Below are 23,947 nucleotides of genomic sequence, written 5' to 3' on the forward strand. Positions count from 1 at the left end.
AGCATCACAATGAGCCTCACTCCAATCGGCGGTGTACTGGCCAGCTTTTCTGGGGGAGGGGCTAGGCTTGGTGTTGTTAATTGTGACCGGCTTGATAAGCTAGAAGCCATCTTGGACATCAAGGGGTTGGAGCCTGCAGGTATCATGGATGTCTATAAAACAAACGTTCAGGGTGTGGGTATCCGCATCACTGGATACGCCAACTCAAGGCTGGTGTGGACCCCGCCGCAGAAGACAATTGTCTATGACGAACCCAGATATGAAGCGAGCCCGACAAGCATAAAAGTCGAGTACATACGTACAGGCTTCGTGGTCGGGTCAGGAAAAGTAACCTCTGATTTCCGTGTCTTATTTAAAGCTCCCGGTATAAGTCCAAGCACAATAGAATTTGCCTCTTCGGCACAATCTAGCGAACTAATCAATGAGACGTATTTTACTAGTTGCGCGTCAACTACTAGCAACCTTAATGTATCAATGGGAAAGCAGCAAATTAAAATGATTGGCGCTAACACCTCGCCCAAGAAAGATTTTTCTTTTGAGGTGCGATGCCTTGGCTTAAAGCCAAATAAACCAGTTCCTATTAAGATATATTTTGAGGGCGATTCTCCAGGCGCCGGCAAACTAAATCTATCTGGGGCTGGGCAGGAGGGTGTAGCCAGTGGCGTTCATATAGCGCTCACCACAAACAAGGGGAAAGTGCTACCCTTTAATAAAAACAACTCAATTGAGCTCGAGTGGTTACGCAGCGAAGCCATGGCAGAGGTCTACCGGTTTTCCGGCGTAGCACAGTATGCTCCGAGCCAGACGGGAAAGTTGAAACCAGGTCGGGGAGACGCGACCATGACCTACGTACTGGAATACAACTGATATTCCAAGAACTTATTACTTTAGAGCAAGGTGGCGGCTTCCTTTCGGGCGCCTTGCAAACGACCGCCGGTGTGGCGGGTGGCATGGTGCTTGGTAACATGCTGATGGGGATGTTCCAGGACGATGGTGCTGATCAACTCGCGAACCAGGCACCTGCAAAAGAACCACCTGTGGCACAGGAAGAGCCGGTATCAGATGCCCACTATGCTGACGAGGGCTTCTTCGGTGGAGGAGACGACGAAGCGTTCGTTTAACTTTCTCAAGTGAGCACAACATGCAGGTCGTCAAAACCGGCATGTTGTGCCTGCTGACGACTGCTTCCCGTCAAAACAGGCAGGACGTTCAGCATTATTTAATGATTTGGATAATAAGTCTGGCCAACGCAGAGGCGTACAATACCTAGTCACACTCCGTTTGAATCGAAAGAGCGCTAGCGCAGCACCGACTGCAATCAGCGCAGGTGACCAATCGAAAACGTCTTCAAATCCATTGGGCCAACGCATGTGGTAGCCGAAGGACAGCGCCAAGTTGAGGATCACGCCAACCGTACCCGCTGTGATTCTGGTCAGAGGGGCGGTGTACTTCCCACTGAGCACGGGCATACCGTCTCGCCTTGTACAAAGGACAGGAAACCGTTCGCCACTTTCGAATCGCACGAGCTTGATTTTATAAGGGTTCATTGTTTACAGAACCAATAGGTAAATAATAATTACCCCTGGATCACAATTCATCATTTCGCAAAAAACGCAATAATCCTATGTTTTTATTGGCTTTTTACTAAATAAGTTTACATGTCAGAAATGGTCATGCTGACTGCATTTTCAACGACCTGGCGGTCATCAGCCGCTACCTGCTGGAAGCAGGCCGAGTACACCGGGTGCTGATCTTCGACTGCGACGTGCACCAGGGTGACGGCACCGCGCGCATCCTGCACGACACGCCCGAGGCCATCACCGTGTCGCTGCACTTCGAGCAGAACTTCCCCGCCCGCAAGGCACCAAGCGATTGGGACATCCCCCTGCCCCGAGGCATGGGCGACGCGGCCTACCTGAAGGTGGTGGACGACGCTCTCAACTACCTGCTGCCGCTTTATCAACCCGACCTGGTGCTGTATGACGCCGGTGTCGATGTGCACAAGGACGACGCCCTGGGCTACCTGCAGCTGACCGACGCAGGCGTTGCCGCCCGTGACGAAGCCGTGCTGCGCCACTGCCTGGGCCGCGACATCCCGGTGATGGGCGTGATCGGCGGAGGCTACAGCAAGGACCGCACAGCCTTGGCCAGACGCCACGGCATCCTTCACCACAGCGCGGCACGTGTCATAGGTTGTTCACAATGACTGTGGAACCGCTTGTGGATAACCTGCGCGAAAGGCGCTGTAGCCCTTTACTGGCAAGGCCTGCATAACACTGGCTATTTTTTGATCAGTGCTTCCATGGGCAGCGCTGCGGTAGAATGCGCCTCTTTTCCACAGCCTGCTGCCCACCATGCCCGATCTGACCCCCGCATCCCCTCCCCCCGCTGTCGTCATCGGTGGCGGCCCCGCCGGCCTGATGGCTGCCGAAGCACTGGCCAAGGCAGGCCTGGCGGTCGAGGTGTTCGATGCCATGCCTTCAGTGGGCCGCAAGTTCCTGCTGGCGGGCGTCGGCGGCATGAACATCACCCATTCCGAGCCCTACCCGGCGTTCGTAGCACGCTATGCCGAACGCCAAGGCGAAATCGAGGCCCTGCTACGCGACTTCGATGCTGACGCGTTGCGCCAGTGGATTCATGGTTTGGGCATCGAAACCTTCGTCGGCACCTCGGGCCGGGTGTTCCCCACCGACATGAAAGCCGCACCGTTGCTGCGTGCCTGGCTCAAGCGCCTGCGCGATTGGGCTGCGCAGCAGCCCCAAAATTTCAGCGCAGATGCACACATTGCTGGGGCTGCTGCGCAGCCCAATCGCGACACAAGGCCGCTCCCACAAAGGGCCGGTACCGGCGCAAGAAACAGGTACTCCCATTGCAGTCACCCGTCATGGCAAGATCAGCACTGGCCCTGATTGCGACCCCATCCATGCCGTTGCCGTTGATCTACCACGAAGATTACAGCCCGGAGTTCCCCGCTGAACACCGCTTCCCGATGGACAAGTTCCGCCTGCTGCACGACCACCTGGTCGGCAGCGGGCTGACCACCGACCAGGCCCTGCTGCGCCCGGACATCTGCCCCAACGACATCCTCGCCCTGGCCCATGACCGCAGCTACATTGAGCGCTACATGAACGGCGAACTGTCGCGCGAGGACCAGCGCCGCCTCGGCCTGCCCTGGAGCGAGGCCCTGGCCCGGCGGACCGTGCGCGCTGTCGGGGGCTCACTGCTGACTGCCGAGATGGCACTTCAGCACGGCATCGCCTGCCACCTCGCCGGTGGCACCCACCACGCCCATTACGACCACCCCGCCGGCTTCTGCATTTTCAACGACCTGGCGGTCATCAGCCGCTACCTGCTGGAAGCAGGCCGGGTACACCGGGTGCTGATCTTCGACTGCGACGTGCACCAGGGTGACGGCACCGCGCGCATCCTGCACGACACGCCCGAGGCCATCACCGTGTCGCTGCACTGCGAGCAGAACTTCCCCGCCCGCAAGGCACAAAGCGACTGGGACATCCCCCTGCCCCGAGGCATGGGCGACGCGGCCTACCTGAAGGTGGTGGACGACGCTCTCAACTACCTGCTGCCGCTTTATCAACCCGACCTGGTGCTGTATGACGCCGGTGTCGATGTGCACAAGGACGACGCCCTGGGCTACCTGCAGCTGACCGACGCAGGCGTTGCCGCCCGTGACGAAGCCGTGCTGCGCCACTGCCTGGGCCGCGACATCCCGGTGATGGGCGTGATCGGCGGAGGCTACAGCAAGGACCGCACAGCCTTGGCCAGACGCCACGGCATCCTTCACCACAGCGCGGCACGTGTCATAGGTTGTTCACAATGACTGTGGAACCGCTTGTGGATAACCTGCGCGAAAGGCGCTGTAGCCCTTTACTGGCAAGGCCTGCATAACACTGGCTATTTTTTGATCAGTGCTTCCATGGGCAGCGCTGCGGTAGAATGCGCCTCTTTTCCACAGCCTGCTGCCCACCATGCCCGATCTGACCCCCGCATCCCCTCCCCCCGCTGTCGTCATCGGTGGCGGCCCCGCCGGCCTGATGGCTGCCGAAGCACTGGCCAAGGCAGGCCTGGCGGTCGAGGTGTTCGATGCCATGCCTTCAGTGGGCCGCAAGTTCCTGCTGGCGGGCGTCGGCGGCATGAACATCACCCATTCCGAGCCCTACCCGGCGTTCGTAGCACGCTATGCCGAACGCCAAGGCGAAATCGAGGCCCTGCTACGCGACTTCGATGCTGACGCGTTGCGCCAGTGGATTCATGGTTTGGGCATCGAAACCTTCGTCGGCACCTCGGGCCGGGTGTTCCCCACCGACATGAAAGCCGCACCGTTGCTGCGTGCCTGGCTCAAGCGCCTGCGCGACAACGGGGTAGTTATCCACACCCGCCATCGCTGGTTGGGCTGGAACACCGATGGCAGCTTGCGAATTGCTTATCCACAGGGCGAACGTCAGGTGAAAGCCTCGGTCGTGGTGCTGGCGCTGGGTGGCGCCAGCTGGGCGCGCCTGGGTTCTGACGGCAGCTGGCAACCGCTGCTGGCAGAACGGGCTGTGGATATCTCGCCTTTGCAGCCGAGCAACTGCGGTTTTGAAGTAGAGGGCTGGAGCGCGCTGCTCAAGGACAAGTTCGCGGGCGCACCGCTGAAGAACATCGCCCTCAGCGTCCCGGGCAGCGCACCGCGCAAGGGCGAGTTCATCCTCACCGCTCAAGGTGTGGAAGGCAGCCTGGTGTATGCCTGGTCGGCACCGGTACGCGAGGCCATTCATCGTGAAGGCCGCGGGGTGTTGTTGCTCGACCTGCTGCCGGACAAGCCTGTGGACAAGATTGCCCAGGCATTGGCCAAACCACGCGGTTCACGCTCCATGGCCAAGCACCTGCACAGCCAGCTGGGGATTGATGGGGTCAAGGCCGCACTGCTGCGCGAACTGACCGATCAGGCGACCTTTGCCGACGTTGATGCTTTGGCCCGGGCCATCAAGGCATTGCCTATCACCCTGGTACGCACGCGGCCGCTGGATGAAGCGATCAGCAGTGCCGGCGGGGTCCGCTTCGAGGGGCTGGATAAGGGGTTGATGGTCAAGGCCGTGCCGGGGGTGTTCTGTGCCGGCGAGATGCTGGACTGGGAGGCGCCGACCGGGGGTTATCTGCTCACGGCGTGCTTTGCCAGCGGCTTGCGCGCCGGGCGGGCAGCGGCGGACTGGGTGCGGGCTTCCTGACAGCTTGCCAGGGCGGCTTCCACAAGTACTGCGTCAATCCAGATTGCGCAGCCCATGTGGGAGCAACTGTCTTGCTCAATTTCTGGAAGCTAGCGCGATCCGTGTGGGAGCGGCCTTGCGTCGCGAAAGGGCTGCACAGCAGCCCCGGGGTTTCAGCGTCGATGCAAATAATGCCGGGGCCGCTTCGCGGCCCTTTCGCGACACAAGGCCGCTCCCACAGGCCGGTGTTCAGCCTCAGCCCAGCGCAGTGTAGAGAAACATCATCACCGCAAACCCGCCCATCAACCCTGGGTAATGGAGCTGGGTGCAGCGCTGGGCATCAAGGTCGAGCCGGCGCTGGAAGCCCTGAAAGTCGCCGTACACATCTAAAGCCTGGCGCAGTCCTTGTGGGAGCGGCCTTGCGTCGCGAAAGGGCCGCAAAGCGACCCCAAAGCCTCAAGGCTTGCGCTTGCGCGGCCCACCATTGAAGCTCGGCACCTTGCGTACAGCCTTCACCGCCGGTTCCGCACTGCCAGCTTCACTGCTGTCCATCCAGCGCCCCAGCCCGCGCTTGGCGCTGTTTTCTTTCGGCTTCTTGGGTTTCTTCGGTTTCTTGATAACCTGCCCACTGGCATCGGTCATCGGTACTCGGTGCTCGGGGATGAAATCCGGCTCTTCATGACGCGGCAGGGTCTGCCGGGTCAGCACCTCGATAGCCGCCAGCAGTTGCACTTCATCCGCACACACCAGCGAAATCGCCTCGCCCTTGTTGCCCGCCCGCCCGGTACGCCCGATGCGGTGCACGTAGTCTTCGGCAACGATCGGCAGGTCAAGGTTGACGACCAGCGGCAAGTCATCGATATCCAGGCCACGGGCCGCCACATCGGTCGCCACCAGCACTTGCACCTCACGGGCCTTGAAGCTGTCCAGCGCACGCTGGCGGGTCGCCTGTGGGCGGTCACCGTGGATGCCGTCGGCATTCACGCCTTCGGCCAGCAAGCGCTCCACCAGCTGATCGACGCCATTGCGGGTCTTGGCGAACACCAGCACCTGCTTCCAGCGCTGCTTGCGCAGCAGGTGGCAGAACAGGTCGGCCTTACGCTTCTTGTCCACAGGCACCAGCCACTGCTTGACGCTGGTGGCCGTGGCGTTGCGCGGGCTCACTTCGATACTGAGCGGGTCATTCAGCGCCAGCCCCGCCAGCATGCGAATCTGATCGGAGAAGGTGGCGGAAAACAGCAGCGTCTGGCGCTTGCGCGGCAGTGCCGCATACACCGACTGCAGCTCTTCGGCAAAGCCCAGGTCAAGCATGCGGTCGGCTTCATCCAGCACCAGGGTCTGCACCTGGTTGAACTTCACGGCGTTCTGCCGGAACAGGTCGAGCAAGCGGCCAGGGGTAGCCACCAGCAGGTCGACACCCCGGCGCAGGCGCATCATCTGTGGGTTGATACTGACCCCGCCATACACCGCGTAAGTACTCAGCGGCAGGTTCTCGGCGTATTCGCGCACGTTGTTGTGCACCTGCTCGGCCAGCTCGCGAGTGGGTACCAGCACCAAGGCGCGGATCGAGTTGCTGGCCACCTTCTCGCCCTCCAGCGCCAGGCGCTGCAGCACAGGCAGGGCAAAGCCTGCGGTCTTGCCGGTACCGGTCTGGGCTGCGGCCATCAGGTCGCGGCCGGCCAGCACGGCGGGGATGGCTTTGGCCTGCACCGGGGTCGGGGTGGTGTAGTCCAGTTGCTGCAGCGTGCGCAGCAGCGGTTCGATCAGGCCGAGTTTGGCGAAATTCATGGCAATACCGTCAGGGGGTTCAGCGAAGGCGGCAAGTTTACCGCATCGCCCCTGCCTACTTGCAGATTTCACCTTTCAACGGTTGCACAGGTTCAGGCGCCTTGCGCCACTGCGGCAGGCCGATCAGCACCACCGCGCCGATGATCACTGCCATCGCCACACACTCTTCAGCGCCAATCTGCTCACCGGCAAAGACGATCCCCAGCAGCACCGCCACCGCCGGGTTGACGTAGGCGTAGCTGGTGGCCGCTGCCGGGCGCACGTGCTTGAGCAGGTACATGTAGGCACTGAACGCCAGGATCGAACCGAAGAACACCAGGTAGGCCAGCGCCCCCCAGCCAGCGGCGGTCGGCAGCTGTGTCATGCGTTCGCCCGATAGCACACTGCCCAGCAACAGCACCGCACCCCCGACCAGCATTTCCGCTGCGCTGGCCATCGGCCCCTGGGGCAGCGGCAAGGTCTTGCTCCACACCGAGCCGAACGCCCAGGACGCTGCCGCGAAGATGATCAGCGCCGCACCTATCGGGCTTGCCTGCAGGTTGGAGCCCAGGTTCAGCAGGCCGATGCCCACCAGCCCAAGGGCTATCCCCGCCCATTCCAGCTTCGAATTGCGGTGCCCGAACAACAGGCCGAACAGCAAGGTGAACAGCGGCACCGTCGCCACCGCCAAAGCCGCCACGCCCGAAGCCACGCCGGCATGCTCGGCCACGGTCACCCCGCCGTTGCCACAGCTGAGCAACAAGAAACCGATCGCCCCTGCCGCCCGCCATTGTGGCCAGGTAGGTGCCGGCACGCCGCGCCAACGCAGGAAGCCGTACAGCAGGCCACCGGCGATCAGGAAGCGCACACCGGCCATGAGCATCGGAGGCCAGCTCTCGACGCCGATGCGAATGAACAGGTAAGTAGAACCCCAGACCAGATACAGGGCCAGGAAGGCGCCAATCAGCAGCAGCGGGAAACGACGGGAGGCAGGCATGGGGAAAACTCGAAATCCGTTTACGGGTGCCTCAGTTTAACGGCCTGCCTGGGTGAAGGGACGTTACAGAACGGGTGCAAATGAGCGGCACAATTCTGGTGCGTTCGACGTAGGCGACACTCCCCCAGACGTTCACTGGCTAATCCCTGCAGTACTTGGCCAGCGCTTCGCGCACTTTCGCAGCCGGGGTCTTCTGCAGCCGGCAAAGCAGCTCGTGCGACAGTTGCTGAACCCCGTGGTCCTGGTGCAACACACCCGCCAGATGCTGCAGCAGGTTGGCGGCCATTTCGGCATCGGCCATGGCCCGGTGCGCGGTCCCCGTGTCTGGCAACCCAGCCCAGCGTGTCAAAGTGCCCAGCTTGTGGTTCGGCGCGGCGGGCAGCAGGCGCCGTGACAGCAACAGGGAACACGCGAAGGGCTGGCTGCGGCTGCGGCCAATACGGCTCAGCTCGTAATCCCAGAACTTCTGGTCGAAAGCAGCGTTGTGCGCCAACAATGGGGTGCCACCGACGAACTCGGCCACCTCGTTCATCACTTTCTCCACCGGCGGCGCACTGCGCAGCATGGCGGTGGTGATGCCGGTCAGCCCTGCGACGAAAGCCGGCACCGGCACGCCTGCATTCATCAGACTCTGGTAGCGCTCGACAATGCGCCCACCCTCGAGCATTACCACCGCCACCTCGGTGGCACGGCAGCCGGTACCGGGGGAAATGCCGGTGGTTTCAAAGTCGATGACAGCGATACGTTCCATGAAAAGACCTTAGTGTTTGAGCAACAGCGCGCCTTCGATGGGCACGTAGCGGGTGGCAGCACGGATCAGTGACAACGCCGTCAGCCCCGGCACGCCATACACCACCGCTTCGGTGCCATGGCGCTGGATTACCCGCTCCAGCAGCAGGTCGAAGTCACCGTCACCGGAGGCCAGCACCACCTGGTCGACCCGGCTGGCCGCGTCGATCACATCCAGGGTAATGCCCACATCCCAGTCACCTTTGGCCGAGCCATCACTGCGCTGGATGAACGGTTTGAGGCGCACCTCGAAACCGAGGTTGCGCAAGATCTGCTGGAACTGCTGTTGTTTGCTGTCGCCACGGTCGATGGCATAGGCCACCGCCTCGACGATCTGGCCTTCGCGGCTGACATCGGCCCACAGGGCGGTGTAATTGAAATGGCAGCCGTGGGCCTGGCGCACGGTGTAGTAGAGGTTCTGCACATCGGCGAACAGCGCGATCTTTTTCACCTGGGAACCTCATTTTTGGCCTGGAGTGCTGGGGGGCTGCTGCGCAGACCTTCGCGGACACGCCCGCCCCCACAGGTATCGCGCGTACACCTGTGGGAGCGGGCGTGCCCGCGAAGGGGCGCAAAGCGCCCCCGGAAATGCCAGCAGTATGCCAGACCTGTCAGACGTAAGAATCGTCGTCCGAGAAGAACCCACCGTCATCGCTGCCAAAACCACCGTCGGCGTATCCGCCCTGGTCACTGCCCCAGCCACCGTTGTCAGCCACTTGCTGCTGCCCGCCCTGGTCGTTCCAGCCACCACTGTCGCTGGCTGGCGCCGGCTCTTCCTTGATGACCTCGACCACTTCTTCCGGTTGCGAGTTGTGGTTGAACAGGCTGCTGATACCCTGCGCCAGCAGCACACCACCGGCCACACCGGCGGCGGTCTGCATGGCCCCGCCAAGGAAGCTGCTGGCCCCGCTGCGCGCAGGCGCGGCGCCATAGCCAGGCTGCGGCGCCTGAGGTTGGCCAAAACCAGGGGCCGACGGCTCGCGCCAGCCACCACCGGACGCTACAGGGGGCGCCGAAGGGCGCTGTGGCTGCACCGCCGGCGCTGCGTTGCGCCCACCCGAACCAAAAATGCTGGACAAGAAACCACCCCCGCCATTGCTCGGCGCACTGCTGGTGGCTTGTGCCGCCTGAGCCTGGGCACGGGCTTGCTGCAGCTCGGCTTCCAGCTGCTTGTTCTGTTCGTCGAGGCGCTTGATTGCGGCCTCCTGCACCAAAATCGCCTGGGCCATGTAGTAAGGCGCCGCCGGTTGCTGACGCACGTGCTGCTCGATGCACGCCTGGGCTTGCGCGTCACGCGGCTGGCTCGGGTCTTCGGCTTGCTTGAGGCGGCCGAACAGGCCGTCAATCAGGGTTTGTTCTTCAGTGTTCATGGGGCGACCTCGTGGGGTAGCGGGACATCGGACAGCGTCAAAGATGGGGCGTACAGGCGCGGGATTCAATCACTGCTGCGGTGAAACTTTTTTCAGCAAGTGACAGCCCCAGGCCTGCTTTGGGCTAAAGTTAGGCCCCTGTTTTTACTGCCATGCGATGTTGACTGATGAATCCGCTGAGCGTTTTGCGCGACTCCTTGTACTTCTTCCGCCGTCACCTGCCAAACATCCTGCAGCTGTGCCTGCCGCTGGTGGTGGTGGAAGCCCTGGTTACCCAATTGCTGTACCGGCAGCTGGGCGACCAGGCATCACCGGCCTACGGCATGCTGGTCAGCCTGTTGTTCTACCCGCTGTACAGCGCAGCCCTGATCCTGTACCTGGACACGCGCAGCAACGGCCAGGAAATCGCCAAGCGCGACCTGTTCGCCCGCGCCCTGCAGCTGTGGCCGCAACTGGCCCTGCTGATCCTGATCAGCTCGCTACTGATCATGGCCGGCCTTGCGCTGTTCATCTTCCCGGGGGTGTGGATCATGATCAACCTGGTGTTCGCCGAGTACCTGCTGGTGCTGCGCGGCCGGCCGGTGGTACAGGCGATGCGCGACAGCGCAAGCATGACCACCGGGCATTTCATGCGCATCATGATCTGCGTGGTAGGCGTGCTAGCGCCGATCTGGCTGATCGACGGGCTGCTGCTGATGGCCTTCCCCGAGCCATCACCCGGGATGGAACTGGCCATGGACAGCCTCAGCGGCTTCCTGCAACTGTTCAGCACCGTGGTGCTGTATCGCCTGTTCATGTTGCTGGAAGGCGAAGCCAGCACCTGAGGCCACCGGGGAATGTTTTCGGCCTGCCGGGCTGCCCAGCCTTGGCGCCAGAGTGCACATCCTCAATGCTGTTCTAGGAGTGCACCATGAACGAAACCATTCAGGCCGGGTACGCCAGGTCTTTTCGCGGCAAGCTGTACATGCGCGCCGTCGACCGGGACATCCCACTACGCCTCAGCCGCAGTTCAGACAAGTTCAGCTGGGGCATTACCCCAGAGGATGACTGGTTGCAGGCGGGGGGAAGGCAGGACTCGCCGGTGATGGACTTTCATTACCACTCGCGGACCAACGATCGCCTGCACTACCGCATCAGCATGCCTGGGCGCCCGGAGACCAAGAAACTAGGGGTCAGCCGCAATGGTTATCTGGGCTTTTACTGGCATGCAGACGTTAGCGAATACTGGAAAATCGAGCCGCTGGCGCTGACAGATGAAGGCCTTGTCTGCCATCTGCGCGACCAGCGGGGCTACAGGGTCGGCGCCCTCACGGATACGCCGCACAGGAGTGGGGAGTGGGTAGCCTTGCTCAACGTCGAGGAAGGCGAAGTGATCACTTTCCTATTGAGGCAAGCAGATCAAGCTTCACTGGCGGGTGCAATACGATGAATGGCACGACCACTGACACGTCGTGCCCAGCACATGATTTTTTCGGCCTGCCGCACTCGGTGTTGTGCATCAGCGCCCTCTCGGCTTGGCCCGCGCCGTAGCCTCGGCCACCAGAGGGTCGTCCGGCCAGTAATGCTTCGGATAGCGCCCTTTCAGGTCTTTCTTCACCTCGGCATAGGTCGTGCGCCAGAAGCTGGCCAGGTCCTGGGTCACCTGCACCGGCCGACGTGCCGGTGACAGCAGGTGCAGCTTGACCTGCTGCCGGCCGTTGGCGATGCGCGGGGTATCGGCAAGGCCGAACAGTTCTTGCAGACGCACGGCGAGAATCGGCGGGGTTTCGCTGTAATCCAGGCGGATGTTCGAGCCGGACGGCACGGCCAGATGCACCGGGGCCTGTTCTTCCAGGCGTTGCGGCAGCGGCCAGGGCAGCAGGTTGCGCAGCATCGACGGCAAGTCCAGCGCGGCAAAGTGGCTGAGGCGCGATACTTTGCTCAGGTAAGGCTGTAACCAGTCTTCCAGGCTGGCCAGCAGGGCTTCGTCCCCCAGGTCAGGCCATTCGCTGTGGCCATCCTTCTGCAGGTCGAGCTGACGCAACAGCGCCACACGTGCCTGCCATTGCCGCAGTTCCGGCGTCCAGGTCAGCAGGTTCAAACCTTTGCGCCGGACCAGGCCAAGCAGCGCTCGGGCCCTGGCTTCATCATCCAGCCCGGGCAGCGGCTCGCGGCTGAGGACCAGTTCGCCAACCTTCACCTGGCGCTCGGCGCGCAACACCTGCTCGCATTCGTCCCAATCGAGGATATCGACCCGCTCGACCTGCTCGGCCAGCACACCCTCGAGCAACGCCGGATCGAATTCGGCGGCCAGATAGATCCGCTCCTCACGCTGCCCCTGGCGGCTACCCAGGTCGGCGATCACCAGCCATGGGCACTTCATCAATGCATCGACTTCGCCAAACAGGGCCGCACGGCCGTTGGCGAGCCGATACTCCGCCCCGCCCGCCCGGCGCTGCTGGGCGACCCGGTCAGGGTAGGCCAGCGCCAACAGGGCGCCCAGCCAGCGTGGGTGGTCCGGGTCGGCAACCGGTGCACCGACCTTGCCACGCAACAGGCCACGGTATTGCCGGGCCAGCTGACGAGCACGCTGCACACCCCCCTGGCCGCCACGCGCAGCCTTGCTCTCACCGCTGACCAGCGCAAGCCGGCTGTGCAAGTCGGCACCACCGCCACGCTGGATGTCCCGCTCCCCCAGCAGTGCAGCCACATCGCAGGCCATCTGTGCCAGGCCCAGGTCCTGACCCCGCAGCAACAAGTGCGCGATGCGTGGGTGAGCCGGCAGTTCGGCCATGGCCTGGCCATGTTCGCTGAGGGTGTCGCGGCTGCCCGGCCGGAAGGCGCTGAGTCGCGCCAACAGGTCCTGGGCCTGGGCGAACGCTGCAGCCGGTGGCAGATCGAGCCAGCGCAACTGCTCGGGGGTTACACCCCAGCGCGCCAGCTGCAGGGCCAGCCCGGCCAGGTCGGCCTGGAGAATCTCGGCACTGCCATGGGCGGCCAGCTGGTCATGCTGGGCCTCGGACCAAAGGCGGTAGCACACGCCGGGCTCCAGGCGGCCGGCACGCCCAGCGCGCTGGGTGGCACTGGCGCGGGAAATGCGCTGGGTGTCCAGGCGGGTCATGCCGCTGCCGGGGTCGAAGCGCGGCACCCGGGCCAGGCCTGCGTCGATCACCACGCGCACGCCATCGATGGTCAGGCTGGTCTCAGCGATGTTGGTGGCCAGCACCACCTTGCGCAGGCCCTTGGCCGGCGGGTCGATAGCGGCGCGCTGGGCATTGAGGTCGAGTTCGCCATGCAGCGGGCACAGCAGAATCTCGGGTCGCGCCCCCAGGGCGTCCTGAAGGCTTTGGTGAACCCGGCGGATCTCGGCTTGCCCAGGCAGGAACACCAGCACGCTGCCGGCCTGGTCAGCCAGCGCATGCAACACGCTGTCCACCACCCGTGGCTCGATGAACTCGCCTGGCTGGAACGGCCGCCCCCAGCGGATATCCACCGGATGCATGCGCCCTTCGCTGCTGACCACCGGGGCGTCGTCCAACAGCCGCGACAGGCGCTCACCTTCCAGCGTCGCCGACATCAGCAGAATCTTCAGGGGCGGGTCGTCACGCAGCAACTCGCGGCCGTTAAGGCTCAGCGCAAGCGCGAGATCGGCATCCAGGCTGCGTTCGTGATATTCGTCGAAAATCAGCAGGCCCACCCCTTCCAGCGCCGGGTCGGCTTGCAGGCGGCGTGTGAGGATGCCTTCGGTCACCACTTCAATACGGGTTTTCGGGCCGACCTTGCTGTCCAGACGGATGCGGTAACCCACCGTTTCCCCAACCTGCTCGCCCAGCTCACTGGCCAGCCGTTCGGCCGCTGCCCGCGCAGCCAGGCGCCGTGGCTCGAGCATGAGGATGCTCTGCCCGGCCAGCCACGGTTCGTGCAGCAGCGCCAGTGGCACGCGGGTGGTCTTGCCAGCGCCAGGCGGCGCTTCAAGCACCACTTCGTCACGGTTTTCCAGAGCCTGGCGCAGGGCGGGCAAGGCAGCATCAATGGGTAATGAAATCATGGTGGTCCTCGAACAGTCTCGCGAGTATAACGGCGAACCCAGCCTGCTCTATCATGGTCTTAGCATCAGGCGCAGGCGCTTCGCTTGCCCTGCTGAATACTTTTCGGAGATTTACATGCGTATCTCGACCCGCGTCATCGGTGGCGCCCTCATCGCCACCCTGCTGACCCAACTGACGGCCTGCGGCACCATTTTCTACCCGGACCGGCGCGGCCAAATCGGCGGCAAGATCGACCCTGTGGTTGCCGCCATGGATGCCATTGGCATCCTGTTCTATGTAATCCCGGGGCTGATTGCCTTCGGTATCGACTTTGCCACCGGCGCCATCTACTACCCAGGTGGCCGCACTGCCCAGGTTGACCCGGCCAAACTGCAAGAAGCCGTCAGCCCGGATGGCAAGGTCGACAACCTGAAGCTGCAAGCCATTCTGGAAAGCGAACTGGGCCAGCGCCTGCCGCTGAACGACCCACGGCTGATCCAGCACCGCGGCAGCATCGAACAACTGGCCAGTATGGGCCTGGTTCCGGCAGCCTGAGCCACACGGACACTGACCACGGATGATCACTACTCCGGCTGAACACCAGCGCCTACTCCGCCTGGCCACGCGCGCGTCATTGGCGGTGGCCAGCATCTTGGTGCTGAGCAAGGCGCTGGCCTGGTGGCTGAGCGGTTCGGTGAGCCTGCTGGCCGGGCTGACTGACTCGGCACTGGACGCCGTGGCCTCGTTCCTCAACCTGCTGGCGGTGCACTACGCCCTGCGCCCGGCAGACGACGATCACCGGTTCGGCCATGGCAAGGCCGAGGCCTTGGCCGGTATGGCTCAGGCGCTGTTCATCGGTGGCAGTGCGGTGCTGATCGGGGTGCAGGCGGTCGAGCGCCTGTCCACCCCGCAACCGCTGGGTGATACCTCAATCGGAATCGCGATGATGCTGCTGTCGCTGGTGCTGACGGTCGCCCTGCTGGCGCTGCAGTACAAGGTCATCCGGCTCACCGGCTCTACTGCGGTACGGGCAGATTCCCTGCACTACCGTTCTGACTTGTTGCTCAACGGCAGCATTCTGCTGGCCCTGTTGCTGGCGCGTTTTGGCTGGCCGCAGCTGGATGCGCTGTTCGGCCTTGGCATCGCCTTTTACATCCTTTGGAGCGCGCTGCAAATTGCCCGCGAAAGTACGGCGATCCTGATGGACAAAGCGTTACCCGGCGACGTTGGCGAGGACATGGCCGCGCTGGTGCTGGCCGTTGCAGGCGTGAAAGGCGTGCATGACCTGCGCACGCGCGTGTCGGGCAACCAGTGGTTTGTGCAACTGCACCTGGAGCTGCCGGGGCAACTGCCGCTGCATGAGGCGCACAGCTTGTGCGTGGAGGCCTCGCGGGTGATCCGCCAGCGTTACCCACAGGCAGACGTGATGGTGCACGCCGACCCGGTATGAGGTAATTAATCCCTACCCCTGCAGGGTTCAGTTGATGCTGTAACCCCGACCACTGAAACAGGCCCCCAGCGCCCGCTGGTAGTGGCTGAGCACAGTGGCCGCCGGTGCGTACGTCGCCGTCGCCGGGTCGAAGCCTGACTGGCTCACCGCCCAGCGATGGCACTGGTAGCGGTCCTGCTCCTGCTGTTCCTGACCCTGGCCATACATCGGATAGGCCACCACGTCATACCCACCATTTGCCGGGGCCACCGGCACGGGCGACGGCACGCCGACCGGCGGATTGACCACCACATATTCCTGGCTGTCTGCCAGGTACTGGTAATAGGTATCGGCCACCAGAAAGAACAGCGCGCCCCCCAACCACACTTCCCGCGCATAAGGCGGCAGGTAATTGACCCGCACGCCGTACGGCGGGGTCACCACAATGTAACTGCCCCCGTGCGGGCGGTACCAGTAACCCCCCGAGTAGAAATAATCAGCCCCCCGGTAGGGTACTTTCCAGTAGCGGTCAGAAAAATGGTCCACCGTGTGCCCCGGGCGATACTGCGGCCCAGGCCCCCAGCCATTGCCGTGGCCATCCGGGCGCCCGTGCCAGTCGCCACCGGGCCGTTGCCCCGGGCCACCGGCTTGCCAGTGGTGATCATCACCGTGGCGGCGGGGAATGTCCTGGTAATACCCCTGGCGCGGCGGTTGGGTCTGGCGCACTTCGTCGCGCGAGTTGAGCGAGCGCCCCGGCCCACCCTCACCTTGCACCTGCTGGCCACGTTCACCAGGCCCTTCGCCGGGCCCTTCAGCCAAGGCCCCAAGGCTGATGCTCAAACCCAGCAAACCAACACCTGCCAACTGCCAGATGCGCGACGTCATGGTGTTCCTCTCGGTAGAAAAAACTGCAACCAACGCCAGTCTACCGCGCCCACCACACAGGCCAATTAAAATTCCCGACATGAAAAAAGGGAGGCCACAGGGCCTCCCTTCAGGAATTGTCGTCCGTGCTCGGCACTTGTGGCGCCGGCTCACCTCACACCGTCTTCTGGAAGGTGTGTAGCCCGGGGGCCTGCAGATCCTGTTGGATGGCTGGCCGCAACCGCCCGCCTAGGGCGCGTCGCCGTGGACTGATGTCCGGGCAGTGATTCTGGTGATAAAGATACCGGACGGGTTGCGACAGAGGATTGCGAAGATTGCTCAGATAAATAGCACTTGCGCAATTTTTCACCCTGGATTGATAATTCGCAGCAATCCGAACAGAAAAGGCAAATGCCATGAGCAAACTTGACCGCTACGACCTGAGCATCCTCGCCGAATTGCAGCGCGATGCGCGCATTTCCAACCAGGAATTGGCCGAACGCATCGGCCTGTCGCCATCGCCATGCTCGCGTCGGGTCAAGCAACTGGAGGATGACGGCTACATTTCGCGCCAGGTGGCCCTGCTCGACCGCAAGAAGCTGGGCCTGAGCCTGACCGCCTATGTGTTGATAGGCATGGACCGCCACACCCCGGAACGCTTTGAAACATTCGAGGCCGCCATCCGCAACCTGCCACAGGTGCTCGAATGCAGCCTGGTCACCGGCATGGATGCGGACTATCAGTTGAAAGTGGTGGTGCCGGACATGGACCACTACCAGAAACTGCTTCTAGGCAGCCTGACGCGTATCGAAGGCGTCACCAGCGTGCGATCGAGCTTCGTGCTCAACCAGGTGTTGGCCAGCACCGAGCTGCCATTGACCCACCTGCGTTAAATGCTCACGCCAGCCGGCGTATAATCGGACGTTCAACCCGCCTGGAGAACATCGATGGATCCCGCCGTATTCGAAGAATGGATGATGATCATCCTGGTCACCGTGTTGATCGGGTTCATGGGCTTCATCGTCTGGGACCTGGCGAAAAAGTCCAAGGCAGGCAAGTTCGGCACGCTGATCCTGTTCTTTGTGCTGGGGCTTGGGGTGTTGGCCTTTATCATCAAGAGCGTGGTGGTGGGGTTTCTGGAAGGCGTATAAAAAATGCTGGGGACATTCGCGGTCACGCCCACTCCAACAGCGTTGGCGCTGCCTTCAAGTACTGCGCCGTCCCTGTGGGAGCGGGCGTGCCCGCGAACAGGCCCCTGACCTGAACTAAAGCTTGGCAGGGACCTCCCGCCAGCAACCCTGCTCCAGCCCATCCAGCGCCCAGTCACCAATGCGCACGCGCACCAGGCGCAAGGTCGGCAGCCCCACCGCCGCCGTCATGCGCCGCACCTGGCGGTTACGCCCTTCGCGAATCACCAGCTCCAGCCAGCTGGTCGGCACACTTTTGCGAAACCGTACCGGCGGGTTGCGCGGCCACAGTTCGGGTTCTTCCAGGCGCCGCGCCTCAGCCGGCAAGGTCGGCCCATCATTCAGCGCCACACCATCGCGCAAACGCTGCAACTGCTCGTCACTCGGTTCGCCTTCTACCTGGACCCAGTAGGTCTTGGCCAGCTTGTGCTTCGGGTCGGCAATCCGCGCCTGCAACCCGCCATCGTTGGTCAACAACAGCAAGCCTTCACTGTCACGGTCCAGCCGCCCGGCCGGGTACACGCCCGGGATGTCGATGAAGTCCTTGAGCGTCGCGCGCCCTTCACCGTCGCTGAACTGGGTCAGCACGTCGAACGGTTTGTTGAACAGGATCAGGCGAGGCTCGGCAGGTGGCGCCTTGGCCTGGCGACGCGGGCCGGCGGCAGGCCGCGCCTGGGGGCGGCGCGGCTTGTTACGGGGTGGCAGTGACATGGATCCTCAGCGGAACGGCGGCTCATCGAAGCTGCGCAGTTTACGCGAGTGCAGCGAGTTCAGCTCGGTGCGCAGCAGGTCGAGGGCAGCAATGCCGATCTTCAGGTGCTGGCTGACCGCTCGGTTGTAGAAGGCGTTGGCCGAACCTGGCAGTTTGATCTCGCTGTGCAGCGGCTTGTCGGACACACACAGCAAGGTGCCGTAAGGCACGCGCAAACGGTAGCCCTGGGCAGCAATGGTGCCGCTTTCCATGTCCACCGCCACGGCACGCGACAGGTTGATCAGCGGGCGTTCCTGGGCCCAGCGCAACTCCCAGTTACGGTCGTCGTAGGTCAACACGGTGCCGGTGCGCAGGCGCTTTTTCAACTGCTCGCCACGCTCGCCAGTGACCTGTGCGGCAGCCTCCTGCAAGGCCATCTGCACTTCGGCCAGGGCCGGGATCGGGATATTCGGCGGCACGACCCGGTCGAGAATGCCGTCACGGCGCATATAGGCGTGTGCCAGCACGTAGTCGCCGATGGTCTGCGACTGCCGCAGGCCGCCGCAGTGGCCGATCATCAGCCAGCAATGCGGGCGCAGCACGGCCAGGTGATCGGTGATGTTCTTGGCGTTGGACGGGCCGACACCAATGTTGACCAAGGTAACGCCATTGCCGTCGGCGGCGATCAGGTGGTAGGCCGGCATCTGGAAGCGGTGCCAGACCACGCTGGCCACCAGAGCCTGGGTTTCGCCATGGTCCATGCCCTTTTCGATCACGACGTTGCCCGGCAGCACCATACGCACGAAGCGCGAGTCGTCACGCAGCTGTTCCAGGCCATGGCTGATGAACTGGTCGACATAGCGGTGGTAGTTGGTCAGCAGGATCCACGGCTGTACATGGCGCCAGTCGCTGCCGGTGTAGTGCACCAGGCGGCGCAGCGAGAAGTCGACCCGCGCGGCATCGAACAATGCCAGTGGCATGATTTCAGCATGGTCCCAGTCGTACAGGCCATCAGCGATGTTGTCGGTGGCCGCCGACAGGTCGGTGCTGGGGAACACCCGCGCCAACTGCGCAGCGGTAATGCCGCTGCCAGCCAATTCGTCGCCCTGGTCGACCACATAGGGATAAGGGATGTTCTGCTCGCTGACGCCAACTTCTACCGTAACGGTGTAGTCATGCATCAGCGGGCGCAGTTGCTCCAGCAGGTAGCCACGGAATGCAGCGGGCTGGGTGACGGTGACGCTGTAGGTGCCGGCAACCTGGACCTTGGCATAAGCGCGGGTGGTGGCGGCGACTTCGCCATGGCTGTAGTAGGTCAGGCGCAGTGCCGGGTAGCGGAACAGGTCGCGCTCATCGGTATCGGGCTCGGTACGGTCCTTCAGGTAACGCTTCAGGGCCTGACTCAGGGCACCTGTGGCCTGTTCATGCAAGGCCGCCAGACGGTCGACGGCCTGTTCGGGGGTATCAACGACTACAAAAGCGTGGCTCACACTGTGCTTCCTGTCTGGACATGCATGTGATCCATCTTGCCTGCCTTCTTGGTTAAATACACCCCCATTGATCGGTGTTGGGTGCATTCGCGGGTAAGCCCGCTGCTACAGCGGCCAGACAGGCGTAGCCCTGGTTACCAATGCCATCACATCCACACCTCGCGGCAGCGCCCCGTACACCCGGCCGCCACCGGCCAAGCGGCTACCGATAAACGCATCACTGACCTCCGTATTCCCCGCCTCCAGCAGCAGCTTGGCCTGCAACGCCAGGGCAATATCCTCGGTCAGTTGCCGCGCGCGGTACTGCATGTCACCGGTGTCGGCAAACGCCCCCTTGAGGTTGCCGATATGCGCTGCCAGGCGCGGGTCGCCATGCCCGTCACCCAGCTCGACAAACAGTGCATCAAGTACGCCCGGCTCCTTGGACAAGGCCCGCAGCACATCCAGGCACTGCACGTTGCCCGAGCCCTCCCAGGTCGAGTTGACCGGTGCCTCGCGGTACAGCCGTGGCAGAATGCTGTCTTCCACATAACCCGCGCCACCCAGGCATTCGGCGGCCTCGTTGATCATGGCCGGCGCACGTTTGCAGATCCAGTACTTGCCCACCGCCGTGACCAGCCGGGCGAAATGCGCCTGCTGCGGGTCGTCCAGTTGCTCCAGCGCCTGGCCCATGCGCAAGCTCAGGGCAAGCGCAGCCTCGCTTTCCAGGGCCAGGTCGGCCAGCACGTTCTGCATCAGAGGTTGCTCATTGAGCACCCGCCCGCCGACCTTGCGATGCGCGCAATGGTGGGCCGCCTGCGTCAACGCCTGGCGCATCAGTGCGCTGGAGCCGACCATGCAGTCGAACCGGGTCATGGCGACCATCTCGATGATGGTCGGCACGCCGCGTCCCTCTTCGCCAATCATCCATGCCAGCGCACCGCGGAACTCCACCTCGCTGGAGGCGTTGGAGCTGTTGCCCAGCTTGTTCTTCAGGCGCTGGATATAGAACTGGTTGCGGTTGTCATCGGGGCGGTGGCGCGGCAGTAGGAAGCAGCTCAGGCCTTTTTCGGTTTGCGCCAAGGTCAGAAAAGCGTCGCACATCGGCGCCGAGCAGAACCACTTGTGGCCAACCAGCTCATAAGCCTGCCCCGGGCCTGGCGCACCGACCGGATAGGCCCGGGTAGTGTTGGCGCGCACATCGGTGCCGCCCTGCTTTTCGGTCATGGCCATGCCCAGGGTGACCCCGGCCTTGTGCCGGTCGCCAATGTTGCGCGGGTCATATTCGCAGGCAAGGACCTTCGGCAGCCAGTATTCAGCCAGCTCAGGCTGCAGGCGCAATGCCGGCACGGCGGCAAAGGTCATGGTCAGCGGGCAACCGGTGCCGGCCTCGGCCTGGCTGTGCAGGTAGGTCATCGACGCCCGTGCAACATGGGCGCCAGCACGGGGTTCGGCCCATGGCAAAGAAGGCAGGCCATGTTCGACGGCGGTACGCATCAGCTCATGGTAGGCCGGGTGGAACTCGACCAGGTCGATGCGATGGCCATAGCGGTCGTGGCTGCTGAACTCGGGTTTGTGCGCGTTGGCCAGGAAGCCTGCTTGCATCAGCGGGCCGCCGGCCAGGGCACCATAGGCGTCGATCCGCGACTCGGCCCAGCCCGCGCCAAAACGCCTTGACCATTCTTGCAATGGCAGGTCGAGGCGGTACAGGTTGGCACCGTCGAGCGGCGGCGGCTGGTTGGTGACTTCGTGGGTTTCAGCGTACTGGTGCAGGCTCATCGGGGGGCTCCTGGATCCGGGTAGGCTTGAGAGACCCAGTGAAGCACTGCTTGCGGGGTAGTCAAAGGGGTATTAATGACTAAACGTGTGGTTGCAGGCGTGCGCGCGCGCGTAGGAGCGGGTTTACCCGCGAATACGGTGGCGGCGGCAACGGTGAACGGCGGGTGGATATCGGCCAGCAGACCCGGCCCTTTCGCGGGTGAACCCGCTCCTACAGCGAGCGCCGCACCTGCAGCAGGTCCGGGCTCATCTGCACCTGCGAAATCGCTACATTCAAACTCAACTCGAAGCGGCTGCCCAACCCGCGCGTCGATTCATGCGCCAATCTCGCCCCCAGCAACTCTCCCATCTGCCGGCAAATCGACAACCCAATCCCCAAACCGCCATACCGCCGGGTCATCGAACCGTCGACCTGGAAGAACCGCTGGTACAGGGTCGACTGCTCCAGATCATCGAAACCGATACCGCTGTCGCTGACGGTAAAGGTCAACGCCAGATCATCCGGCCCCACCCGGCGGCCGCGCACCTGGATCATCACACCGCCCTGATGGGTGAACTTCAAACCGTTGTCCACCAGGCAACCCAGGCAGTGCGCCAGCTTCTGCCCGTCACCGAGCAACCCGTCCGGCAGGTCGGCCGGAATGTCCAGGCTCAGGTACAGGCCTTTGCCCAGCGCCTGCCCCGCATAACCGGCGCGCAAGCCCTGCAACAGGGTGCGTAGGCTGAACGGTGCCGGCTGCGCCCGCAGGCGGCCGGCCTGCAGTTCGGACAGGGTAAGAATGGCATTGACCATATCCATCATGCCTTGGGCAGACCCCACTGCCGTGTGATGGTACTGAGCCATTTCGGTATCCATCGGCAGGGTGTGCATCAGCTCGAGCGAGCCAATCACCCCATTCATCGGGGTGCGCAGTTCATGCGTCACGCTGGCCAGGAACTCGTCCTTCAGGCGATTGCTCCTGGCCAGTTGCAGGTTCAGTTGCTCCAGCGTACGCCCAGTGTCACGCAAGGTCTGCGCCTGCTGCTCGCGCAGGCTGTTGATGCGGTCGGCCAGCGCCAGCGACAGCAAAGCCACTTCCAAGGCCGAACCGAGCTGGCTGGCATACATGGTGATGAACACGTTCGGCAGGTAGCCCAGCACCATCAAGGTGTTGACCAGTCCGCCAAGCAGGAACGCCGTCCAGGCGATGATGAACCAGCGCGCCACTCGCAAGCCGCGCCACCAGGCATAAAGGCCGGCGCTGAAGACGCTTATGGTGAACAGCAGTGCCAGCAGCGTCGCCATGCGCAGCGCAATGCCGTAGGGCATGCTCACCGCCAGTACCATGACCAGCGCGCCACCCAGCATCAGCAGTTGCAACAGGCGATCGAAGCCACGGTTGATGCTGCCCAATTGCAGGAAGTGGCGGGCGAACTGGCAACCGAACAGGCCGGCAGCACCGATGAACAATGGCGTGGAGGCATTCGCCCACCAAGGGCTGTCTGGCCAGAAATAGGCTACACCGGCGCCATTCACCGAGACCTGGTAAAGGCCGAACGAAGCGATGTAAAGGATGTAATAGAGGTAGCTGACGTCACGCACGCTGAGGTAGATGAACAGGTTGTACACCAGCATCACCAGCAACACGCCGTAGATCATCCCCAGCACATACAGGCGCGTGGGCTGCTCTTCCAGATAGGCTTCAGGGGACCACAGCGCCAGCGGCGCTTGCACCGAACCCTGGCTTTGCAGCCGCAGGTACGCAGTGGTCACCTTGCCAGGTGGCAGTTGTAGTTCGAACAAGTAGTTGTTCTGCCGGATCTGCCGGCTGTCGTAGGGCAAGGCATCGCCCGTGCGCTGCGCCAGGCGGTACAAGCCGCTGCTGTCAGGCAAATACAGTTCGAGGTGATCCAGTGGCGGATAGGCCAGCTCCAGCAGCCATTGCCGCGGGGCAGCGCTGGGCGCGGCAACGGGGCGCAGCTCGACCTTGAGCCAGAACACCGAGGTGGAGTAACCGGCGTTCAGCACATCCTCACGGTGGGGCTGAAAGTATTTGGCAAACCCGGGGGCACTGACCTGAGCGATGCTGGCATTGCCATCGGGGTCTTCATAAACCTGCATGGCCTTGCCCAGTGGGAGATGCCGGGTAGCGACGTCGAAATCGACCGCTCCGGCCAGCACGGGCAGCAAACCCATAAGCACAATCAGCAAATAGCGCATACAGCCCCAGCATGGCCTGCCCGGTCGCGTCGCGGTAGCCTCCCATCCGTTTGAGACGACGTGATCCTGCAGCACCCGTTTGTCGAGTTATCCGAGCACTCTAGCATAGCCTCACAACCTGGCAATCGGCCACATAAAAACACAAAGAAAAGGCTCTAAATCAATGCTTTCAATAGAAAAACAAACGACAACCT

Annotated in this window: 22 protein-coding genes and 3 pseudogenes; 12 read left to right on the forward strand and 13 right to left on the reverse strand. The window is 62.8% G+C overall.

The window, feature by feature from the left end; genetic code table 11:
• Window positions 1-9 precede the first annotated feature (9 nt).
• Together LMH93_RS23845 and LMH93_RS23850 are read left to right on the forward strand one after the other, a co-directional pair.
• Window positions 10-867, forward strand: a complete 858-nt coding sequence (locus LMH93_RS23845; protein ID WP_230064677.1) for a fimbrial protein — start codon at window positions 10-12, stop codon at window positions 865-867.
• A 14-nt stretch (window positions 868-881) separates the two neighbouring features.
• Window positions 882-1,121: a DUF2076 family protein gene (locus LMH93_RS23850; protein WP_268256909.1), complete on the forward strand. Its 240-nt coding sequence runs from the start codon at window positions 882-884 to the stop codon at window positions 1,119-1,121.
• Between the two features lie 94 nt (window positions 1,122-1,215).
• On the opposite strand, the pseudogene LMH93_RS23855 reads toward LMH93_RS23850, so the two are convergent.
• A pseudogene (locus LMH93_RS23855) lies at window positions 1,216-1,451 on the reverse strand (chromate efflux transporter); the annotation flags it as partial.
• Window positions 1,452-1,681: 230 nt separating this feature from the next.
• Here LMH93_RS23855 and LMH93_RS23860 point away from each other — a divergent pair.
• The 4 genes and pseudogenes from LMH93_RS23860 to LMH93_RS23875 all read left to right on the forward strand — a co-directional run.
• A pseudogene (locus tag LMH93_RS23860) lies at window positions 1,682-2,206 on the forward strand (histone deacetylase family protein); the annotation flags it as partial.
• A 148-nt stretch (window positions 2,207-2,354) separates the two neighbouring features.
• A pseudogene (locus tag LMH93_RS23865) lies at window positions 2,355-2,741 on the forward strand (NAD(P)/FAD-dependent oxidoreductase); the annotation flags it as partial.
• A gap of 182 nt (window positions 2,742-2,923) precedes the next feature.
• A complete protein-coding gene (locus tag LMH93_RS23870) occupies window positions 2,924-3,838 on the forward strand; it encodes a histone deacetylase family protein (protein WP_088513249.1) in 915 nt (304 codons plus the stop codon).
• Window positions 3,839-3,986: 148 nt separating this feature from the next.
• Window positions 3,987-5,225: a TIGR03862 family flavoprotein gene (locus tag LMH93_RS23875; protein WP_003249822.1), complete on the forward strand. Its 1,239-nt coding sequence runs from the start codon at window positions 3,987-3,989 to the stop codon at window positions 5,223-5,225.
• Window positions 5,226-5,459: 234 nt separating this feature from the next.
• Here LMH93_RS23875 and LMH93_RS29685 read toward each other — a convergent pair whose 3' ends face one another.
• The 6 genes from LMH93_RS29685 to LMH93_RS23900 all read right to left on the reverse strand — a co-directional run bounded on the left by LMH93_RS29685 (window position 5,460) and on the right by LMH93_RS23900 (window position 10,127).
• Window positions 5,460-5,588, reverse strand: a complete 129-nt coding sequence (locus LMH93_RS29685; protein WP_256873205.1) for a hypothetical protein — start codon at window positions 5,586-5,588, stop codon at window positions 5,460-5,462.
• A 72-nt stretch (window positions 5,589-5,660) separates the two neighbouring features.
• Window positions 5,661-6,992: a DEAD/DEAH box helicase gene (locus LMH93_RS23880; protein WP_003249817.1), complete on the reverse strand. Its 1,332-nt coding sequence runs from the start codon at window positions 6,990-6,992 to the stop codon at window positions 5,661-5,663.
• A 55-nt stretch (window positions 6,993-7,047) separates the two neighbouring features.
• Complete coding sequence (gene yedA, locus LMH93_RS23885; RefSeq protein WP_004576856.1) at window positions 7,048-7,968, reverse strand: drug/metabolite exporter YedA; 921 nt, start codon at window positions 7,966-7,968, stop codon at window positions 7,048-7,050.
• 139 nt (window positions 7,969-8,107) lie between these two features.
• On the reverse strand, window positions 8,108-8,719 hold the full coding sequence (locus tag LMH93_RS23890; RefSeq protein ID WP_070096800.1) for a 3'-5' exonuclease: 612 nt from the start codon (window positions 8,717-8,719) through the stop codon (window positions 8,108-8,110).
• Window positions 8,720-8,728: 9 nt separating this feature from the next.
• Complete coding sequence (locus LMH93_RS23895; protein WP_010955394.1) at window positions 8,729-9,208, reverse strand: LabA-like NYN domain-containing protein; 480 nt, start codon at window positions 9,206-9,208, stop codon at window positions 8,729-8,731.
• A gap of 160 nt (window positions 9,209-9,368) precedes the next feature.
• Window positions 9,369-10,127 carry a DUF2076 domain-containing protein gene (locus LMH93_RS23900; RefSeq protein ID WP_003249808.1) on the reverse strand — a complete coding sequence of 253 codons (759 nt, stop codon included), beginning with the start codon at window positions 10,125-10,127 and terminating at the stop codon, window positions 9,369-9,371.
• Window positions 10,128-10,294: 167 nt separating this feature from the next.
• Here LMH93_RS23900 and LMH93_RS23905 point away from each other — a divergent pair, with 167 nt between their 5' ends.
• Together LMH93_RS23905 and LMH93_RS23910 are read left to right on the forward strand one after the other, a co-directional pair.
• Window positions 10,295-10,951 (forward strand): YciC family protein, encoded by a 657-nt coding sequence (locus LMH93_RS23905; protein ID WP_004576859.1) that lies wholly within the window; start codon window positions 10,295-10,297, stop codon window positions 10,949-10,951.
• An 86-nt stretch (window positions 10,952-11,037) separates the two neighbouring features.
• Window positions 11,038-11,556, forward strand: a complete 519-nt coding sequence (locus LMH93_RS23910) for a hypothetical protein (RefSeq protein ID WP_143495095.1) — start codon at window positions 11,038-11,040, stop codon at window positions 11,554-11,556.
• Window positions 11,557-11,625: 69 nt separating this feature from the next.
• Here the strand turns inward: LMH93_RS23910 and hrpB are convergent, their stop codons facing one another.
• A complete protein-coding gene (gene hrpB, locus LMH93_RS23915; protein WP_230064679.1) occupies window positions 11,626-14,154 on the reverse strand; it encodes an ATP-dependent helicase HrpB in 2,529 nt (842 codons plus the stop codon).
• A 115-nt stretch (window positions 14,155-14,269) separates the two neighbouring features.
• Between hrpB and LMH93_RS23920 the strand changes: the two genes are divergently transcribed.
• Both LMH93_RS23920 and LMH93_RS23925 read left to right on the forward strand, forming a co-directional pair.
• Window positions 14,270-14,689, forward strand: coding sequence for a hypothetical protein (locus LMH93_RS23920; protein ID WP_003249801.1), 420 nt, complete (start codon window positions 14,270-14,272; stop codon window positions 14,687-14,689).
• Window positions 14,690-14,711: 22 nt separating this feature from the next.
• Entirely contained in the window at window positions 14,712-15,584 is an 873-nt protein-coding gene (locus LMH93_RS23925) for a cation diffusion facilitator family transporter (protein ID WP_279914138.1), read from the forward strand.
• 27 nt (window positions 15,585-15,611) lie between these two features.
• Here LMH93_RS23925 and LMH93_RS23930 read toward each other — a convergent pair whose 3' ends face one another.
• The gene (locus tag LMH93_RS23930; protein WP_004576861.1) at window positions 15,612-16,448 is read right to left on the reverse strand and encodes a DUF6515 family protein; all 837 of its coding nucleotides are present in this window, start codon (window positions 16,446-16,448) and stop codon (window positions 15,612-15,614) included.
• A 395-nt stretch (window positions 16,449-16,843) separates the two neighbouring features.
• On the opposite strand from LMH93_RS23930, the gene LMH93_RS23935 reads away from it, so the two are divergent.
• Together LMH93_RS23935 and LMH93_RS23940 are read left to right on the forward strand one after the other, a co-directional pair.
• A complete protein-coding gene (locus tag LMH93_RS23935) occupies window positions 16,844-17,320 on the forward strand; it encodes an Lrp/AsnC family transcriptional regulator (protein WP_003249795.1) in 477 nt (158 codons plus the stop codon).
• Between the two features lie 54 nt (window positions 17,321-17,374).
• A complete protein-coding gene (locus LMH93_RS23940) occupies window positions 17,375-17,578 on the forward strand; it encodes a DUF2788 domain-containing protein (protein WP_003249787.1) in 204 nt (67 codons plus the stop codon).
• A 114-nt stretch (window positions 17,579-17,692) separates the two neighbouring features.
• Here the strand turns inward: LMH93_RS23940 and LMH93_RS23945 are convergent, their stop codons facing one another.
• The 4 genes from LMH93_RS23945 to LMH93_RS23960 all read right to left on the reverse strand — a co-directional run bounded on the left by LMH93_RS23945 (window position 17,693) and on the right by LMH93_RS23960 (window position 23,753).
• Window positions 17,693-18,325: a pseudouridine synthase gene (locus LMH93_RS23945; protein ID WP_003249785.1), complete on the reverse strand. Its 633-nt coding sequence runs from the start codon at window positions 18,323-18,325 to the stop codon at window positions 17,693-17,695.
• A gap of 6 nt (window positions 18,326-18,331) precedes the next feature.
• A complete protein-coding gene (amn, locus tag LMH93_RS23950) occupies window positions 18,332-19,795 on the reverse strand; it encodes an AMP nucleosidase (RefSeq protein WP_003249782.1) in 1,464 nt (487 codons plus the stop codon).
• Between the two features lie 105 nt (window positions 19,796-19,900).
• Window positions 19,901-21,553, reverse strand: a complete 1,653-nt coding sequence (locus LMH93_RS23955) for an acyl-CoA dehydrogenase family protein (RefSeq protein ID WP_047604691.1) — start codon at window positions 21,551-21,553, stop codon at window positions 19,901-19,903.
• A 211-nt stretch (window positions 21,554-21,764) separates the two neighbouring features.
• Window positions 21,765-23,753: a sensor histidine kinase gene (locus tag LMH93_RS23960; RefSeq protein WP_230064680.1), complete on the reverse strand. Its 1,989-nt coding sequence runs from the start codon at window positions 23,751-23,753 to the stop codon at window positions 21,765-21,767.
• Between the last annotated feature and the right edge of the window lie 194 nt (window positions 23,754-23,947).

Origin of the sequence: Pseudomonas sp. CIP-10, assembly GCF_020911845.1 — a bacterium.
GTDB lineage: Bacteria > Pseudomonadota > Gammaproteobacteria > Pseudomonadales > Pseudomonadaceae > Aquipseudomonas > Aquipseudomonas alloputida.